Source organism: Streptomyces sp. NPDC026522, assembly GCF_055567555.1.
The window spans coordinates 682,175-698,971 of record NZ_JBVHQF010000001.1; the positions used below are offsets into that span (position 1 = coordinate 682,175).

General features: G+C 73.7%; 11 protein-coding genes. 4 read left to right on the forward strand and 7 right to left on the reverse strand.

Annotated elements, in window-relative coordinates:
- Positions 1–11: 11 nt before the first annotated feature.
- Entirely contained in the window at positions 12–3,218 is a 3,207-nt protein-coding gene (locus ACZ4M3_RS02925) for an AfsR/SARP family transcriptional regulator (RefSeq protein ID WP_467729554.1), read from the reverse strand.
- A 280-nt stretch (positions 3,219–3,498) separates the two neighbouring features.
- On the opposite strand from ACZ4M3_RS02925, the gene ACZ4M3_RS02930 reads away from it, so the two are divergent.
- Positions 3,499–3,831: a nuclear transport factor 2 family protein gene (locus ACZ4M3_RS02930; RefSeq protein ID WP_467729556.1), complete on the forward strand. Its 333-nt coding sequence runs from the start codon at positions 3,499–3,501 to the stop codon at positions 3,829–3,831.
- A 188-nt stretch (positions 3,832–4,019) separates the two neighbouring features.
- Positions 4,020–5,465, forward strand: coding sequence for a glyceraldehyde-3-phosphate dehydrogenase (locus tag ACZ4M3_RS02935; protein WP_453357424.1), 1,446 nt, complete (start codon positions 4,020–4,022; stop codon positions 5,463–5,465).
- Between the two features lie 126 nt (positions 5,466–5,591).
- Here ACZ4M3_RS02935 and ACZ4M3_RS02940 read toward each other — a convergent pair whose 3' ends face one another.
- The 3 genes from ACZ4M3_RS02940 to ACZ4M3_RS02950 all read right to left on the reverse strand — a co-directional run bounded on the left by ACZ4M3_RS02940 (position 5,592) and on the right by ACZ4M3_RS02950 (position 8,463).
- A complete protein-coding gene (locus tag ACZ4M3_RS02940) occupies positions 5,592–5,936 on the reverse strand; it encodes a hypothetical protein (protein ID WP_467729559.1) in 345 nt (114 codons plus the stop codon).
- Positions 5,937–6,282: 346 nt separating this feature from the next.
- Positions 6,283–7,470 (reverse strand): aromatic amino acid transaminase, encoded by a 1,188-nt coding sequence (locus ACZ4M3_RS02945; RefSeq protein WP_467729560.1) that lies wholly within the window; start codon positions 7,468–7,470, stop codon positions 6,283–6,285.
- Positions 7,471–8,463 (reverse strand): DMT family transporter, encoded by a 993-nt coding sequence (locus ACZ4M3_RS02950; RefSeq protein ID WP_467729562.1) that lies wholly within the window; start codon positions 8,461–8,463, stop codon positions 7,471–7,473.
- A gap of 128 nt (positions 8,464–8,591) precedes the next feature.
- On the opposite strand from ACZ4M3_RS02950, the gene ACZ4M3_RS02955 reads away from it, so the two are divergent.
- Positions 8,592–9,050 carry an Lrp/AsnC family transcriptional regulator gene (locus tag ACZ4M3_RS02955; RefSeq protein ID WP_453356183.1) on the forward strand — a complete coding sequence of 153 codons (459 nt, stop codon included), beginning with the start codon at positions 8,592–8,594 and terminating at the stop codon, positions 9,048–9,050.
- A gap of 3 nt (positions 9,051–9,053) precedes the next feature.
- Here the strand turns inward: ACZ4M3_RS02955 and ACZ4M3_RS02960 are convergent, their stop codons facing one another.
- Positions 9,054–11,702: a SpoIIE family protein phosphatase gene (locus tag ACZ4M3_RS02960; RefSeq protein WP_467730118.1), complete on the reverse strand. Its 2,649-nt coding sequence runs from the start codon at positions 11,700–11,702 to the stop codon at positions 9,054–9,056.
- Between the two features lie 194 nt (positions 11,703–11,896).
- Here ACZ4M3_RS02960 and ACZ4M3_RS02965 point away from each other — a divergent pair, with 194 nt between their 5' ends.
- Positions 11,897–13,192, forward strand: a complete 1,296-nt coding sequence (locus ACZ4M3_RS02965) for an MFS transporter (RefSeq protein WP_467729564.1) — start codon at positions 11,897–11,899, stop codon at positions 13,190–13,192.
- Here the strand turns inward: ACZ4M3_RS02965 and ACZ4M3_RS02970 are convergent.
- Together ACZ4M3_RS02970 and ACZ4M3_RS02975 are read right to left on the reverse strand one after the other, a co-directional pair.
- Entirely contained in the window at positions 13,179–15,749 is a 2,571-nt protein-coding gene (locus ACZ4M3_RS02970) for a YfhO family protein (protein ID WP_467729566.1), read from the reverse strand. The genes ACZ4M3_RS02965 and ACZ4M3_RS02970 overlap by 14 nt on opposite strands.
- Positions 15,750–15,854: 105 nt before the next feature.
- Complete coding sequence (locus ACZ4M3_RS02975) at positions 15,855–16,592, reverse strand: DUF72 domain-containing protein (RefSeq protein ID WP_467729568.1); 738 nt, start codon at positions 16,590–16,592, stop codon at positions 15,855–15,857.
- Positions 16,593–16,797: the final 205 nt, after the last annotated feature.

Here is a 16,797-nt window from a genome sequence, read left to right on the forward strand (position 1 = left end):
CGAAGCGGACCTCAGACCCCGGCGGCGGTCTCCGTCGCCGGCGCGCGCACCACGACCGCCCGGGTGCCCAGCATCCGCTCGGCCTCGGCGAGCTCGGGCTGCATCCGCCGCTCGCGGAAGGCCCGCACGGCGCTCTCCAGCAGCTCCCGCGAGCGTGAGCGCTCGCCCGCCCCGCCGCTCGCCGCCAGCAGCCGGGCCAGATCCAGCCGGATGACCGCGGCTCCTCCCTGGTCCATGATCTGCTCGCGCACCGACAGCGCCTGGGCGTAGAAGCCCCGCGCCGCCTCGCCCCGGCCCATCTCCGCGTGCACGGCGCCCAGATCCCGCAGCAGATGACCCTCCCCGATCACGTCCCCGCTGTCCCGGCACAGCTGGAGCACCTCGGTGAACGTCCGCACGGCCTGCTCGTGTTCACCCTGGGCCTGCTGCAACTGCCCCGCCCGGCGCAGGGTCCTGGCCTGACCGCCCGTGTAACCCACGGAGCGGTAGATGCCGAGGGCCTCGTCCAGCCGGCTCTGGGCGGTCGCCGACTGTCCCCGCCGCATCCAGATCTGGGCGCTCTGCGTCAGCACGATGGCCCGGCCCACCACGTCGCCGACCCGGTCGAAATCCCGCAGCGCCCGGTCGTACAAGGTCAGCGCCGACTCCTCGTCGCCCCGCATCCGCTCCAGCAGCGCGAGGTCGCGATTGCACAGGGCCAGGCCCTGGCGGTCGTCGAGTTCCCGGAACAGGCCGAGCGCCGTGGTGAGCGAGGTGTGGGACTCCGCCAGCTGACTGCGGCCGAGGTACAGCACGCCCAGCGAACCGAGCAGGGCCGCCGTGCCGCGCGTGTTGCCGGCCGCCCGTACGGCACCCAGTGCGAGCTGGTGCGTACGCTCCCACTCGTCGAAGTAGCCGCGCCCCTCGAACAGGGTCGTCAGCGTCGTCGCCAGGTCCCAGCACAGCTCGTGCATCTCGTGTTCGGCGGCGTGCTCGACGGCCTGGACCAGGTTCGCCTGCTCGCTGTCGAGCCACTCCAGCGGGTCCACCAGCAGCTCGTCCACGCAGCCCGGCGGCGGTTCCCAGCGCGGCGCGGTGCCGTGCAGGACGGTGAAGTCGCCGCCGTAGATGCGCCGGTGGGCCTGCTCGGCCAGGGACATCCAGCCGCCCAGCATCCGGGCGAGGGCCTGGGACTGCGCCGCCGGCTCGTCGTGCGCCGCGAGCTGCTCGCGCGCGAACACCCGGATGATCTCGTGGAAGCGGTAGCGGAACCCGCCCGTGGACTCGACGCCGACGACGTCCAGCATCTGTACGTCGACCAGCGGTTCCAGCAGGTCGGAAGGGAAGGGTCGGTGGTCGTCGAGCAGCGCCCCAGCCAGCCAGCCGGGCAGTGTCGGCCCCTTCGCCAGGCTGAGCAGCCGCAACAGCCGCCGGTCTTCGGGCGCCAGCCCGTCGTGGGTCAGGCAGAGGCTGGCGCGCATCGTCATCTCGCCGTGCGTGAGCTCGTCGAGGCGGTGCCGCTCGTTGGCCAGGCGGTGCACCATGGACGCCAGCGTCCAGTGCGGGCGCGCCGCCAGCCGGGCCGCGACGATCCGCAGCGCGAGCGGCAGACTGCCCACCGTCCGGACCAGCGCCTCGGCCGCGACCTCTTCGCACCGTACGCGGTCCGCGCCGACGACGCGGGCCAGCAGGTCCAGGGCGTGCTCGGTGCTCATCACGTCCAGCTCGACCCGGTGCGCCCCGGGCAGGCCGGTGAGCCGGACCCGGCTGGTGACGAGGACGGCGCACCGGCTGCTGCCCGGCAGCAGGGGCCGGATCTGGCTCTCGGACGCGGCGTCGTCGAGCACGACCAGGACCCGGCGCGAGGCCAGCAGGGTGCGGTACATCTCGGCCCGCTCGTCCTGCGACTCGGGGATCACGGGCCCGGGGATGCCGAGCGCACGCAGGAACCGGCCGAGCACCTCGGTGGAGGTGGCGGGGGTTCCGGTGCCGCGCAGGTCGCAGTACAACTGCCCGTCGGGGAAGCCGGTTTCACTGAGGCGGTGCGCGATGTGGGTGGCCAGTGTGGACTTGCCGGTACCGGGCTTGCCGACGATGACGGCCAGGCCGACGGCACGGCGGCCCCCTTCGCCCAGCAGGGTCTGCTCGATGTGGCTGATCTGTGCCTCGTCACCGACGAAGTCGGAGGTGTCGGCGGGCAGTTGCCGGGGGACCTCCTCGCGGTACGGGGGCCCGGCGGCCGGCGTGCGGCCGGCGGGGGCGGAAGCGCGGCCGTCGGGTCTCTCCCCGCTCGCCGGGCCGCCCGTTGCCGGACCGGCGGTGTCCGTGCTGCCCCCGCTGCCCGCGCCGCCCCGGTCCGCAATCCCCGTGCCCTCGGCCTCGCCGTCGTCGCCGGCCGGGCTCGCGCCCGGGGCGGCAGCGCGGGCAGCGGGAGCGGGCCCGGCCGGTGCGACCGGCGGCACCTCGCCCGACAGGATCGCGGACTCCAGGCGGCGCAGCTCCGCCCCCGGCTCCAGCCCGAGCTCCTCCACCAGCAGCTCGCGCCCGACCCGGTAGCTCTCCAGCGCCTCCGCCTGCCGGCCCGAGCGGTACAGCGCCAGCATCAACTGCCCGCGCAGCCGCTCCCGCAGCGGGTGCACCCGTACCAGCAGCTGGATCTCCCCGACCAGTTGGTGGTGCCGGCCCAGGGCCAGCTCCAGCTCGATCCGGGTCTCGGCGGCCGTCAGCCGTTCCTCGTCCAGTTGCAGCGCCTTGCTGCGCAGCGTCTCGCTCGACACCCCGCTCAGGCAGTCTCCCTGCCACAACTCTCCCGCCTCGCGCAGGAGTTCGGCCGCCTCGGCCAGCGCACCCTGACGGCTCAGGGCCCGGGCGTCCGCCACCCGGCGCGCGAACACGGCAGCGTCCACCAGGTCGCCCTCGGTCTTGAGGACGTACCCGGGCGGCCGGGTGGTGATGGCGGCGGCGATCGCCGCCTTGGTGAAGAGCTTGCGCAGCCGGGAGACGCAGATCTGCACCTGGGTGCGTGCGGTGTCCGGCGGCTCGTCGTCCCAGATCAGGTCCACCAGGTAGTCGGTGCTGACCACCCGGTTCGTCTCCAGCAACAGGGCGGCGAGGATGACTTCCTGCCGCCCCGGCGGTATCCGCACCGGCCCGCTCTGACCGGCAACCTGTAACGGGCCGAGGATCCGGAAAACCACCACATCCGGGATGTCGGCAGCGCCGCCGGGCGAAACGGTCATGAGTCTCCCAGCTGGGGGAACGCCAGAGGAACGGTGGAGCGGGAGGGTCAGTCTCCCCGAACACCTCTACGGTTGTCCATGGTGTGGAGATTGCGTGATCGTAAACCGAGGGTGAGGTGCCGCTCACGCACCGCCGCCCGTCGCGCGCGGCCCCGCGGTACGCGCGCGCGGACCCCGGCGAGTGCGGTGATAGGGGCGGGATAGCCCCGGGTTGCGGGCCCGGCGCACGGTGTACTTGCCGCCACCGGACGGGGTGCGGCAGGTCGAAAGGACGTCGCAGATGAACAGCCGGCACGCCGGGCGGGTTCCGCCGAGCCCCGTGGTCACCGACTCGGGAGTCGACCACGTACGCCTGGCCTACCACTACCTCGACTCGGGCGACCTCGACGGCTACGGCTCCCTCCTGCACGCGGGCCCGCTCGGCGTCGCCGAGCTGGAGCGCCCCGCGCTCGGGGCCCGCCACCACATCACCCGGATCGTGGCCGACGGGGACTGCGTGGTGGCGATGGGCCGCGTCGCCCCGCAGCAGCGGGACTTCGTGGACGTCTTCACCCTCTCCGCGGAGGGCATGCTGCGCGCCTGCCGCCGCTACTACGCCGGTCCCGCCCGCTGAGGGCGCACGGGGCGACGCGACGGGGCAGGGGTCGAGTCGGGCTCGCACGGGCCGCCCGGCACGCCGCACGAACCGGGAACATCGGGTGCAAACCGGACTGTGGCGGGCCCGCTCGGGGGCACCCGTTCGAAGGCCCGAACGGGTGGTGGGTTAGCATCTGAGCGCCGCCTAGCTCGAAAGATAAACCTGTGACTGTCAACGACGACTCGTTCACCCACTGGAAGAACCGCGAGGAGATCGCGGAGTCGATGATCCCGATCATCGGGAAGCTGCACCGGGAGCGGGACGTGACCGTCCTCCTCCACAGCCGCTCCTTGGTGAACAAGTCGGTGGTCAGCATCCTCAAGACCCACCGCTTCGCCCGGCAGATCGACGGCGAGGAGCTCTCGGTCACCGAGACGCTGCCGTTCCTCCAGGCCCTTTCCGCGCTCGATCTCGGCCCCTCCCAGATCGACATCGGCATGCTGGCCGCCACGTACAAGGCCGACGACCGCGGCCTGTCCGTCGAGGAGTTCACCGCCGAGGCCGTCGCCGGCGCCACCGGTGCCAACAAGATCGAGCGCGGCGCGTCGCGCGACGTCGTCCTCTACGGCTTCGGCCGCATCGGCCGCCTCGTCGCCCGCCTGCTCATCGAGAAGTCCGGCTCCGGCAACGGCCTGCGGCTGCGCGCCATCGTCGTGCGCGGCGGCGGCGAGCAGGATCTCGTCAAGCGCGCCTCGCTGCTGCGCCGCGACTCCATCCACGGCCAGTTCCAGGGCACCATCACCGTGGACGAGGCGAACAGCACGATCATCGCCAACGGCAACACCATCAAGGTGATCTACGCCAACGACCCGTCCGAGGTCGACTACACGGCGTACGGCATCAAGGACGCCATCCTCATCGACAACACCGGCAAATGGCGCGACCGCGAGGGGCTCTCCAAGCACCTGCGCCCCGGTATCGACAAGGTCGTCCTGACCGCCCCGGGCAAGGGCGACGTCCCGAACATCGTGCACGGCGTGAACCACGACACGATCAAGCCCGACGAGCAGATCCTGTCCTGCGCCTCCTGCACCACCAACGCGATCGTCCCGCCGCTGAAGGCCATGGACGACGAGTACGGCGTGCTGCGCGGCCACGTGGAGACCGTCCACTCGTTCACCAACGACCAGAACCTGCTGGACAACTACCACAAGGCGGACCGCCGCGGCCGCTCCGCGCCGCTGAACATGGTCATCACCGAGACCGGTGCCGCCTCCGCCGTCGCCAAGGCGCTGCCCGACCTCAAGGCGCCGATCACCGGCAGCTCGATCCGCGTCCCCGTCCCGGACGTCTCGATCGCCATCCTCAGCCTGCGCCTGGGCCGCGAGACCACCCGCGAAGAGGTCCTGGAGTACCTGCGCGACGTCTCGCTGAACTCGCCGCTGAAGCGCCAGATCGACTTCACCACCGCGCCCGACGCCGTCTCCATGGACTTCGTCGGCTCCCGCCACTCCTCGATCGTCGACGCGGGCGCCACCAAGGTCGACGGCGACAACGCGATCCTCTACCTCTGGTACGACAACGAGTTCGGCTACTCGTGCCAGGTCATCCGGGTCGTCCAGCACGTCTCCGGGGTGGAGTACCCGACCTACCCGGCCCCCGCGGTCTGACCGCGTACGGCCCGCCGGCTGTCCCGTGGAGCGGGGCGGTGACCGGGGCGGGCTCCCGACAGGGAGCCCGCCGCCCGGCCACCGCCCCGCTTCCGCGTGTGCGGACGGGACCGGTCCCGGAACCGGTCAGTGGACGACGCTGAAGCTGCGCCACGGCAGGCTGCCGGGGGCGGTCACGTTCGAGCTGGAGGTCGGGACGTAGATCCCCGGCGCCTTCTCGGTCTTCTGGCACTCCGGCGTCCGGTACAGGATGACGTCGACCAGGGTGTTGTTCTCCACGTGCGCCGCGCCGCGCGGCAGGCTGATCTTGTGGCAGCCCTGGACGGGGGTGTTCAGGTAGGCGAGCTCGACCGGGCCGTCCTGGGCGCGGAAGCTCAGGCTGCCCACGGTGGTCTTGCCGGCCGAGCAGGCCGTGGCCGTGAGCAGCAGCGCCGCCCCGGTGATGACGCCGATACGCCGGAGGTGGGACATGGCTCGGTCCTCGTCTGTGCGGTGATGGCTTGCCCGTCACCGCAGCCTCGCGCGCCGCGCGCCGGGAGGCATCCGCTGCGCACCCGATGGGATGACGGCCGAACCGGACACCCCGAGGGCGTGTTTCGAAAGGAGCGCCGGCCGCCGCGGGGCAGGCGGGACTTTCGAAACGCGCCTTACTGTAAGCGCTGTCCCGTAATCCCCGGCGGGCGCGTGGCGCCAGCTACGGCACCTCGCCACGTTGTCGGGATCGCCCGAATACGCCCAGTATGAGGACGTCCCTCCGCCTTGCGATGCACCGCATCTGACGCCGCGCGCTGACCCGCCGCGGATTACGGGACAGCCCTTAGCCGACCAGGGCCGCGCCCCGCTCCGCCAGGACCCCCGCGATGCCCCGGGCGAGGCAGGGGACCCGGTCGAGCCCGATGCCGGCGATGTTCACCCGGCCGGCGGTCGTCCCGTAGATGGCGAACCGCCCGCGCAGTCGGAGCATCTGCGCGGGGGAGAGCGGCAGCATCGAGAACATCCCCTTCTGCCGCGCCAGCGAGGCCGCCTCGGCGCCCCGGCCGAGCGCCTCCAGCTGCTCCACCAGGGCCGTCCGGTTGGCCGAGATCCGCCCCCGCATGGCGTCCAGCTCGCGGCGCCAGGAAGCCTGGAGCCCGGGGTCCTCCCAGATGGCCGTCACCACCGCCGCGCCGTGCTCCGGCGGCATCGAGTACTGGGTGCGGGCCGCGTTCTGCAGGGCCGTCTCCGCGTGCCGCAGGGCCGCCGGGGACGCCCCGAGGACGACGGCGCAGCCGGTGCGGTCGCTGTAGAGGCCGAAGTTCTTCGAGCAGCTGACGGCGAGCAGCATCTCCGGCACCCGCTGCGCCAGCATCCGCGTCGCCGCCAGGTCCGCCTCCAGGCCGTCGCCGAGCCCGTGGTAGGCCAGGTCGACGAACGGCACCCAGCCCGCGCGCACGGCCAGCGCCGCCAGCGCCTCCCAGGCGTCGGGCGCCGGGTCGACACCGGTCGGGTTGTGGCAGCACCCCTGGAGCAGCACCACGTCGTCCCGGCGCGCCCCGGCCAGGTCGTGCAGCATGCCCTCCTGGTCCAGCCAGCGGTACGTGCGCACGGTGAGGCCCGCCGCCTCCAGGATGGGCCGGTGGTTGACGTAGGCGGGGTCGCTGACCCACACGGTCGTGCCCGGCCGGGTCCGGCAGATCAGGTCGGCCAGCAGGCGCAGGGCGCCGCTGCCGGCCACGGTCTGGACCGCCACGGCCCGCTCGGCCGGGCCGTCCGCACCGAGCAGCATCGACAGCATCGCGCGGTTGAAGGCGAGGTTGCCGGAGAGCCCCCGGTACTCCTTCGAGGCGGAACGTTCCGCCAGGCGTATCTCGGCCTCGCGTACGGCCGCCATGACCGGTGTGGCACCGCTCTCGTCGCGGTACACGCCGAGGACCAGGTTCAGCCGCTCGGGCCTGGTGTCGGCGCTGTACGCCTCGGTCAGGTCCCACAGCGGGTCGACGGGCGGCGGGAGGAGGAGCTCGAGCATCTACGACGCCCTTCCGGCGGTGGAGGTGGTGGAGGTGGGGGAAGCGGTGGCGGCGGCCGGGCGCCGGTTGGCGAGGACCACGCCCGCGGTGATCACGGGTACGCCGACGAGCACGCTCGGCGTCGGCGACTCGTGCAGCAGCGGAACGGCGAGCAGCACGACGGCGACCGGGCTGAGGCTGCCGAACACGGAGCTGCGCTCAGCGCCCAGCCGCTGGATGGCGAACGCGTACAGCAGTCCCGCGCACAGCCCGACGCCGAGCCCCTGCACCACCAGGAACAGGGCGATGTCGCCGCCCGCCGCCGACGCCAGACCGGTGGGCAGTACACCGGTCAGCACCAGCAGTGCCAGTACGGCGAACGACGGCACGCACAGCAGCCCGATCGATCCGACCGGGTCGAGCGCGACCTCCCGGAGCCCCACCGTGTACAGCGCCCACAGCCCGCTCGCCAGCAGCAGCACCCCCGCTCCCGCCAGCACGTCCGCGTCCACCGGCACCACGTAGCGCCACACGAGGGCGAGGACGCCGGCCGCGATCAGCGCGAGCCCCGCCGCCTGCGTGCCGCGCGGCACGCCGCGCCCGCCGGCCACCATGAGCGCGGAGACGAACAGCGGCACCATGCCCGGGATCAGGGAGCCGACGAAGGCCGCGGACGTCAGGGAGCCGCCGTACATCGCCGCCAGGAAGAACGGCACGCCGGCTCCGCAGATGATCTTCGCGGCGGTGGCCGGCCGGACGGCGGCGATGCCGCGGCGACGGCGCCAGAGCGCGGGCGCGAGCACCACGACGGGCACGCCGAAGCGCAGCAGCCCCGCGTCGGCGGGCAGCAGGGAGGAGGAGCTGAGGGCCCGCGCGCTGAGCGCGAAGGCGGCCCAGATCGCCACGGTCGCGGCCAGCGCCAGCATGCCGCGCGCCTGCGGGGAGACCAGCCCGGCGGGCGGGCCCGCGACGCGCGGGGGCGCCGCCGCGGGACGGCTTCGCGTCGTTGCCAAGGGGATTCCTCCAGCCTCAAAGGGCCGGATCCGGCCACAAGGCAACGCTAGGGCTTTTCCCGGGGCAGCCGATTGCCACTTCTGCCCTCCGCGCCTACCTTGGGGGCAGAATCTGCCAAGGAGTGACGATGGACGCGGTCGATCTCCAGATCATTCGCGAGTTGCAGGCCGACGGCCGGCTGTCCAACCAGGACCTCGCCGACCGGGTCCGGCTCTCCCCCTCGCCCTGTCTGCGCCGGGTCCGCCGGCTGGAGGAGGCGGGTCTCATCCGCGGCTACACGGCGATGGTCGACCAGGTCGGCTTCGGACTGCCGATCACCGTGTTCGTCCGGATAAGGCTGGAACGGCACACGGGGGAGGCGGTCCGCCGCTTCGAGGAGCACGTCGCCGTCATCGAGCACATCCAGGACTGCTACCTGATGGCGGGAAGCAGCGACTACCTGCTGCGCGTCGTCATCGAGAGCCTCCAGGCCTACGAAGCCCTCGTGCGCGACCGGATCCACGCCATCCCCGGCATCGCGTCCATCGAGTCGAGCTTCGCCTACGGCAGCGTCAAACAGTCCCGCGTGTATCCGAGCCCGAAGTGAGCGTCACGGGCTCCCGGCGTCCGGCAGCTGCTGCTCGGACCAGATGACCTTTCCGCCCTCGGGGGTGTACCGCACGCCCCACCTGCGGCTGATCTGCGCGACCAGGAAGAGTCCCCGGCCGCCCTCGTCCGTCGTGGCGGCGTACCGCAGGTGCGGCGAGGTGCTGCTGCTGTCGAAGACCTCGCAGGTCAGTACCCGGTCGTGCAGCAGGCGGAGCCGGACGGGAGCGACGCCGTGCCGGATGGCGTTGGTGACGAGCTCGCTCAGCACCAGTTCCGTGCCGAAGGCGAGCTCCTCCAGGCCCCATTCCTCCAGCTTCCGGGCGGCGAGGGCCCTCATCTCCGCGACGGCGCTCGGCTCGAAGGGGACCTCCCACTCGGCGATGCGGTCCGCGCCGAGCGCCGTCGTCCGCGCCACCAGGAGGGCCACGTCGTCGCGGGGCCGTACCGGCAGCATCGCCTTGAGCAGGGCCCGGCAGGTCTCCTCCGGCTCCCGGTCGGCGTGTCCGAGCGCCGCGCGGACCAGGTCGAGTCCCTCCTCGATGTCCCTGGCCCGGTCTTCGATCAGCCCGTCCGTGTACAGCACCAGCTGGGTGCCTTCGCTCAGGTCCAGCTCGGCCGACTCGAACGGGAACCCCCCCAGCCCCAGCGGCGCGCCGGGCGGCAGTTCCGGCATCTCCACCCGGCCGTCGGGGCGCACGACGAACGGCGGCACGTGTCCGGCCCGGGCGATCGTGCAGCGCTGGGTGACCGAGTCGTACACCGCGTACAGGCAGGTGGCCCCGAGCAGGCCGGCACCGCTGCCCTCGCCGTCCGTGCTCTGGTCGATGTACTGGACGAGGTCGTCGAGGCGGGCGAGGAGTTCGTCCGGCGGCAGGTCGAGGGAGGAGAAGTTGAGCACGGCGGTGCGCAGCCGGCCCATGGTGGCGGCGGCGTGCAGGCCGTGCCCGACGACGTCGCCCACGACGAGCGCGACCCGGCTGCCGGGGAGCGGGATCACGTCGAACCAGTCGCCGCCGACCCCGGACTGCGCGGGCAGGTAGTAGTGCGCCACCTCGACGGCGTTCTGCTCGGGCAGGTCCCGGGGCAGCAGGCTGTGCTGGAGGGTCACCGCGAGGGCGTGTTCGCGCGTGTAGCGGCGCGCGTTGTCGATGGTGATCCCGGCCCGGGCGACGAGTTCCTCCGCCAGCGACAGGTCTTCCTCGTCGAAGGGCTCGGGCTTGCGCGAGCGCCAGAAGTTGACCACCCCGAGGACCACGCCCCGGGCCTTGAGGGGAGCGGTGATCAAGGAGTGGATGCCGTAGTCGATGATCGCCTGGGCCCGGGGCGGGTCCTGGGCGTACCAGCCGGGCGCGTCGGCGAGGTCGGTCACCACCTCCGCCCGGCCGCTGTTGAGGCCGCGGGCCTGGGGGGTGGAGGGCAGGAAGTCGATCAGGATGCCGCGCGGGTAGAGCGGCGAGTCGTCCCGGATCCCGCTGACGGCGGTGCGCCGCAGGTCCGCCGCCGAGGTGGGCTCGTCGCCGTGCAGGACCGGCTCGGCCAGGTCGATGGTGACGAAGTCGGCGAAGCGGGGGACGGCCACGTCGGCCAGTTCCTGGGCCGTGCGCTCCACGTCGAGGGTGGTTCCGACGCCCACGCCGGCGTCGTACAGCAGCTTGAGCCGTCTGCGGGTGGCGTCGGCCCGGGTGCTGAGGACCCGCATCTCGGTGGAGTCCCTGATGGTCACCGAGGTGCCCTCGGACCGGCCGCGCAGATGGGTCGGCCGCTGGTTGATCACGAGCAGGCGGTCCCCGGCCTCGTGCATCTCGTCGGTGGCCTCCCGGCCGGACTTCAGGAGTTCCGCCAGTTCCCGGTCCAGTCCCGGCAGCTCGCCGACGAGCTGGCCCTCGGCGTCCGGCGGCAGCCGCAGCAGCCGGGTGGCCTCGTCGTTGGCGAGCAGCAGCCGCCCGGTCCCGTCGGTGATCAGCACGCCTTCCCGTACGGCGTGCAGGACCGCGTCGTGGTGTTCGTACATCCGGGTCATCTCGAGCGGGCCGAGGCCGTGGGTCTGCCGCCGCAGGCGCCGGCTGATCAGTGCCGAGCCGGCCGTGGCCAGGGCGAGGGCCACGGCGCTGGCGCCGAGGATGACGGGGAGCTGCCGGTTCACGACGCCGGTGACGTTCTTGACCTTCAGGCCCGCCGACACCAGGCCCACGACCTTGTGGTCCGGCGAGAAGACCGGCACCACGGCCTGGATCTCCTTCCCGAGGGGGCCGTTCACGCTCTCGGTGAGGACGTGGCCGCCCAGGGAGGGGCCGATGGTGCCGACGAAGCGCTTGCCGATCCGGTCGGGCAGCGGGTGGGTGTAGCGGATCCCGTTGGTGTCCATCACCACGATGAAGTCCACCCCGGCCTCGGTGCGGGTGGCCTCGGTGACGGGCTGCAGGAGCTTGGTGGGATCGGGGGAGCGCAGCGCCTGCTGGAGCCCGGGCGAGTGCGCGAAGGTCTGGGCGACCGCGACGGAACGGTTGCGCGCCTCGCGGTCGACGTCGTGGCTCGACTGGAGGACGAGGGCCAGGACGGCGCCGGCCGCGAGCAGCACCACGATCGCCACCTGGAGGACGAATACCTGTCGGGCGACGCTGCGCGGGCGGTTTCTGCTCAGTGACCGCACCGACGTCCCCGGCACGGGTGGCAAGGATCGGTCACGCACCCAGTTGTAGCACTGTCGGCGGCCCTCGGCGTGGCGGTGGGGCCCGGCGTGCTTCCGACCACGCGGAAATATCTTGACGTCAAGATTCTCATGGGGCAGTCTCCTGCATGTATCTCGACATCGAGATACATGGTCCGGGGGAACGGAGAGCGGGAATGCGGGGCGGTACGAAGACCCGGAAGGCGCGGCCGGCGGGGCTGCTGGGGCAGCTGCGGCGACCGCCCGGGGGCCGGGACGCGCGGATCATGCTCCTCGCGCAGTTCCTCGACCGGTCGGGAACGGGCGTGTGGGCCGCCGCCTGCGTCCTCTACTTCACTTTCGTGGCCGGGCTGGACGCCCGGCAACTGGGGATCCTGCTCGGCGCCGCCGGAGTGGCCGGGATCGCGGGCTCCCCGCTCGCCGGGCAGCTGGCCGGGCGCTTCCCCGTACGGCACCTGCTGATCGCCGCCCACCTGGTGCGCCTGGGCACGCTCCTCGCCCTGCTCATCGTCACGCGCTACGAGGTGCTGCTGGCGGTCGTGGCCCTCACCAGCCTGGGCGACCGGGCCGCCAAGACGCTGGAGATGCTCTTCGCGACCCGGGTGGCGGGCGACCGCCGCGCCACCTACCAGGCCCTCGCCCGCAGCTCGGCCAACGCCGGCTACGCCCTCGGCGCGGGCGTCGCCGCGGTCGGGCTCGCCATCGGCACCCGGCAGGCCTACCAGGCCCTGATCCTGGCCAACGCCCTCTCCTTCCTCGCCGCAGCCGTCCTGGTCCGGCGCACCCGCGAGCCGCGGGAACACGGACGCGTCGCCGCGCGTGCCGGCGACCCCGCGGACCCGCCGCCGGCCCCGACGAGCCCCTGGCGCGACCGCGGCTACCTCCGGTTCGTCCTGCTGGACATCCCGATGAACCTGGACGACTCGATCCTGACGGTCGGGCTGCCGCTGTGGCTGGTCACCCGCACCGATGCGCCGCACGCCCTGGTCCCGGCCTTCCTCGTGATCAACACCGTGCTCGTCGTGGTGCTCCAGCTGCGCGTGTCGGCGAAGGCCGGGCAACCTCGGCAGGCCGCCGGAGCGGTGGCCCTGTACGGGCTGACGCTGCTCGGCTGCTGCCTGCTGCTCGCGCTGTCCACCGGCGCCGGGACCTGGGCCGCGTCGGCCGGCCTGCTCCTCGCGGCGGTGCTCGCCACCGGGGCGGAGCTGATGCGTTCGGTGAGCTCCTGGGAGCTCGCGGTCTCCCTCGCCCCGGCCCGGTCCCGGGCGTCCTACCTGGGCGTGGCGGGGATGTCCCAGTCGGTCCAGAAGTCGGCCGGCCCGCTGCTGCTGACGGGCGCGGTGCTGCCGGCCGGTCCCGCGGGCTGGGTCGTACTCGGCGCGGCGGTCGCGGCGCTCTCCGTCGTCCAGCGCCGCGCCTCCCTGCGGCGGCTGCGGGCGATGGAGGGCGCCACCGCCGTCACCGCGTCCTGAGCCGCCGCAGCCGCCGGGCCGCGCGCCCGAGCAGAGCGCGGCCGCGCCCACCGGGCGGCGCCGAGGAGACCAGGATCGCGGCCAGCAGCGCGGCCAGGGTCACCTCGCTCACCACGAGCCCGGCCGTCAGACCGGGAGTGCGGTACGCACAGGCCACCCGGGACGCCCCCGGCCCCAGCGGTACGGCGATCAGCCCGCCCAGCGTGCCGGGCGCCTTCGCCGTCGCCCCGTCCACGGAGCACCGCCAGCCCCGCACGGCCGGGACGGCCACGACGGCGGTGCCGGTCGAGCGCGCCGGGAAGACGGCTTCGATCGTGTGGCCGCCGGCCGTCACCCGGCCCGGGGCGGACGCCCGCAGGCGGGCCACCGCCGCGCCGAGTCCGCGCTGGTCCAGGCAGCCCACCGGGAAGCGGGGGACGTCCTGGGCGCGGTCGCCGGTGAGCGTCAGCACCACCTCGCCGCCGGCCGGGACCCGGCCCAGCGGCACCAGCCCGTTGTTCGTCACGGGGAACCCGCCCGACAACCGCTCGTGGCCGCCCAGCGCGTCGAGGGTGCCGGAGAACCAGGGCACGTACGCGAACGCGGAAGTCCCCGCCGCGCAGCTGAAGGCGAACGCGGTACGGGCGCCGCGCGCGAGCCGCCAGCTCCCGTCGGACCGAGCCGTGGCCGTCGCGCCGCCCACCGGCCGGGCCGCGGGCACCGTGTACACCCGGGCCCCCAGCACCTGCTCCTGACGGGCGAACACGGTGTCCGCGGCGAGCGGCTGCGGGTCCTCGCGCACGGTCACCACCGGGGCCGCGTCCGCCGCCCGCCGGGTGAACCCGCCCGCGCCGCCGTGGTCCAGGTAGCTGCCCACGCCCATGACCGCCCGGCCGACCGGGTCCTCGAAGCCGACCGTGTGCCGGCCCCCCATGTACCAGCCCGCCCCCAGCCGCCGCAGGGTCTCAGCGGTACGCGCGGGCAGGTAGCTGCTGTAGTACGCGCCGCCCTGACCGCCCAGCAGGAGCGGGTCGTTGTCGGCGAACTCGTGCGGACCGGGCTCACTGCGCAGGTCCGGCCAGCGGTTCTGCGCCCGCACCGCCCGCCGCGCCGCCAGCGACTGCGCGTCCAGGGTCCGCTTGGGCCGCCACCACTCCTCCCGGTCCCGCTGCTCGGTCACCGACACCACCGTGAACACGGTGGAGACGAAGACCGCGCCGATCAGCGTCCCCGCCACGGCGACCCGCCCGGCCCGGCCACGGGCCCGCGGCAGCAGGACCAGCAGGGCCGTCAGCACCGCGCCCCCGGCCAGAGCCAGGAGCCAGGTGGCGGCGGTGAAGTACGCACTGGACCCGGCGAGGACGAGCAGCACGCCCAGCGACGCGGCCCCCGCCAGCAGCTCCCGGGGGCGCGGCCGGGCGGCCAGAGCCAGCCAGGCCACGGCCACCAGCATGCCCGCGAGGGTGAACGAGGCCCGGTAGGGGCCCCCGTTGGGCAGGGCGAGGCCGTGCCACAGGAGGATCGTCGGCGTCCAGACGTAGGACAGCGCCACCAGGACGAGCAGCACGCACCAGGCGGCCCGCTCCCGGCCCGGCACCCGGCGCACGAACGGGTACGCGAGGACGAGCAGCAGCGGCAGCATCCCCACCGAGACCTGCGGCGCGCTGGTGTGGAAGCCGCCCGGCAGCAGGTGGGCGAGGTAGTCGCGGAGCGCGGGCGGCCCGGGGTAGTGGACCTCCGGGCCGGGCTGCGACGCCCGCGAGGCCGGGAACGTGACCGTCAGCACCGGGGCGACCAGCGCCACCCCGGCCGCCGTCATGGCCGCGGCCCGCAGCAGGACCTGCCGCCGGACGGGCCACGGCCGCCCGTCGAGCAGCAGCCTGACCAGCAGGACCAGCCCCATGCCCAGGGTCGCCATCGCGGCGGTGTAGAAGTTGCCGGCCCACGACACCGCGACGAGCAGTGTGCCCGCCACCCAGCGCCGTCCGTGCAGGCACCAGTCGTACGCGAACCCGGTCAGCGGGAAGGCGACCAGCCCCCACATCCACATCGGGTCGGCGAAACCGTTCGACACGGTCCAGGCGCTGACGCCGTAGCCCACCGCCAGGGCCGCGCGGGGCCACGCCGGGCCGGGCCGCAGCCGGCCGAGCCACACCGTCATCAGGGCGGTCGCCAGACCGATGCTCAGCAGGGTGACGAGGAAGACCGGCAGCTCGACCCGGTCGCGGGGGAACAGGGCCACCAGCCACGAGAACGGGTTCATCAGGTACGTGAAGAAATCGGCGAGGAACGGCGCCCCGTAGCCGCTGCCCCAGTTGAACAGGAGATCGCCCTCGGTGCCCCCGTGCATCAGGTCCCACAGGTGGGCGTGGAACGGCACGAACTGGTTGCCCAGGTCGTTGACCGCCCGCGAGCGGCCGCCGAACGGATACGTCCCGTGCACCGCCATCGCCAGGCAGTACGCGCCCATCGCGACCGCCGCGGAAACCGCCGCGGCCGCGCTCTGCGGGCCCGGCCTGCGCCGTACCCGCTGATGCTGCTCCTGGCCGGTGAGGGAAGGGGAGGTCGTCAGCACCATGCCGTCAGACTCCCAGGTGCCGGGCGGCCCGCGCCCCGACACCCCCGTGGCCGTTCCGCGTCCGCCCGTCCGGCCGGAGCGGACGGGTGAACCGCCGCCGCCCCGTCAAGCCGGGACCGCCGCGCCCACCAGCCGCCGGAACGCCTCGGCGTCCCGGACGGCGGCCCCGCCCGGGTCGTTGTTGAAGTAGGCGAACACGTCCGCCCGCGCCGGCCAGGTGTCCGCGATCCGCCCCGCCCAGGAGCGCAGCGCGCCCGGCCCGTACCGGGGCCACGGCTGCGCGCGGCCTTCGTGGAACCGTACGTACCCCCAGTCGGCGGTCCGCCACAGCGGGGTCACCGGCCGCGAGTGCCGGTCCGCCCAGCACAGCGCGGCGCCCCGCTCGGCGAGGACCGACCGGATCTCATCGGTCCACCACGACTCGTGCCGGGGCTCCACCGCCACCCGGACCCCGGCCGGGAAGCAGGCGAGGCAGGCGTCCAGGGTCCGCGGGTCCGCGCGCAGGGTGGGCGGCAGCTGGAGCAGTACGGGCCCGAGCCGGGGCCCGAGGGCGGAGCTGTGCGTCATCAGCCGGCGCACCGGCTCCTCGGGGTCGCGCAGGCGTTTGATGTGGGTCAGGAAGCGGCTGGCCTTGACGGCCATCACGAAACCGTCCGGAGTCCGGGCGCGCCACGCCGCGAAGGTCTCGGGGGCGGGCAGCCGGTAGAAGGCGTTGTTGTTCTCCACCGTGGCGAAGTGCCGCCCGTACTCCTCCAGCCACAGGCGCTGGGGCACGTCCGGCGGGTAGAAGGTCCCCGCCCAGTCGCGGTACTGCCAGCCGGACGTCCCGACGAACACGGGCATGGCCACCTCCGCTGCCGCGCGACGGAACCTGTGTGCCGGGCGCCTGCCCGCGGCGGCCCTGCCGAAACGGTTCCCCCGGGCAGGTTCCCGGGCGCGTCCACCGGGCGCGTTGACAGGCGGGTGGCGCCGACGTATCCAGGAGGTGAGGGCCGGCCCCGTACGCACCGCCGGCTGTCCGCAACCGTCCTGCGGGACCGGGGGATTC

Excerpts from the sequence above, each read along its gene's own strand:
- ACZ4M3_RS02955 (WP_453356183.1), top strand. The coding sequence starts at position 8,592 with ATGGACGCGGTCGATCTCCAGATCATTCGCGAGTTGCAGGCCGACGGC.
- ACZ4M3_RS02930 (WP_467729556.1), top strand. The coding sequence starts at position 3,499 with ATGAACAGCCGGCACGCCGGGCGGGTTCCGCCGAGCCCCGTGGTCACC.
- ACZ4M3_RS02965 (WP_467729564.1), top strand. The coding sequence starts at position 11,897 with ATGCGGGGCGGTACGAAGACCCGGAAGGCGCGGCCGGCGGGGCTGCTG.
- ACZ4M3_RS02970 (WP_467729566.1), bottom strand. The coding sequence starts at position 15,749 with ATGGTGCTGACGACCTCCCCTTCCCTCACCGGCCAGGAGCAGCATCAG.
- ACZ4M3_RS02945 (WP_467729560.1), bottom strand. The coding sequence starts at position 7,470 with ATGCTCGAGCTCCTCCTCCCGCCGCCCGTCGACCCGCTGTGGGACCTG.
- ACZ4M3_RS02925 (WP_467729554.1), bottom strand. The coding sequence starts at position 3,218 with ATGACCGTTTCGCCCGGCGGCGCTGCCGACATCCCGGATGTGGTGGTT.
- ACZ4M3_RS02975 (WP_467729568.1), bottom strand. The coding sequence starts at position 16,592 with ATGCCCGTGTTCGTCGGGACGTCCGGCTGGCAGTACCGCGACTGGGCG.
- ACZ4M3_RS02940 (WP_467729559.1), bottom strand. The coding sequence starts at position 5,936 with ATGTCCCACCTCCGGCGTATCGGCGTCATCACCGGGGCGGCGCTGCTG.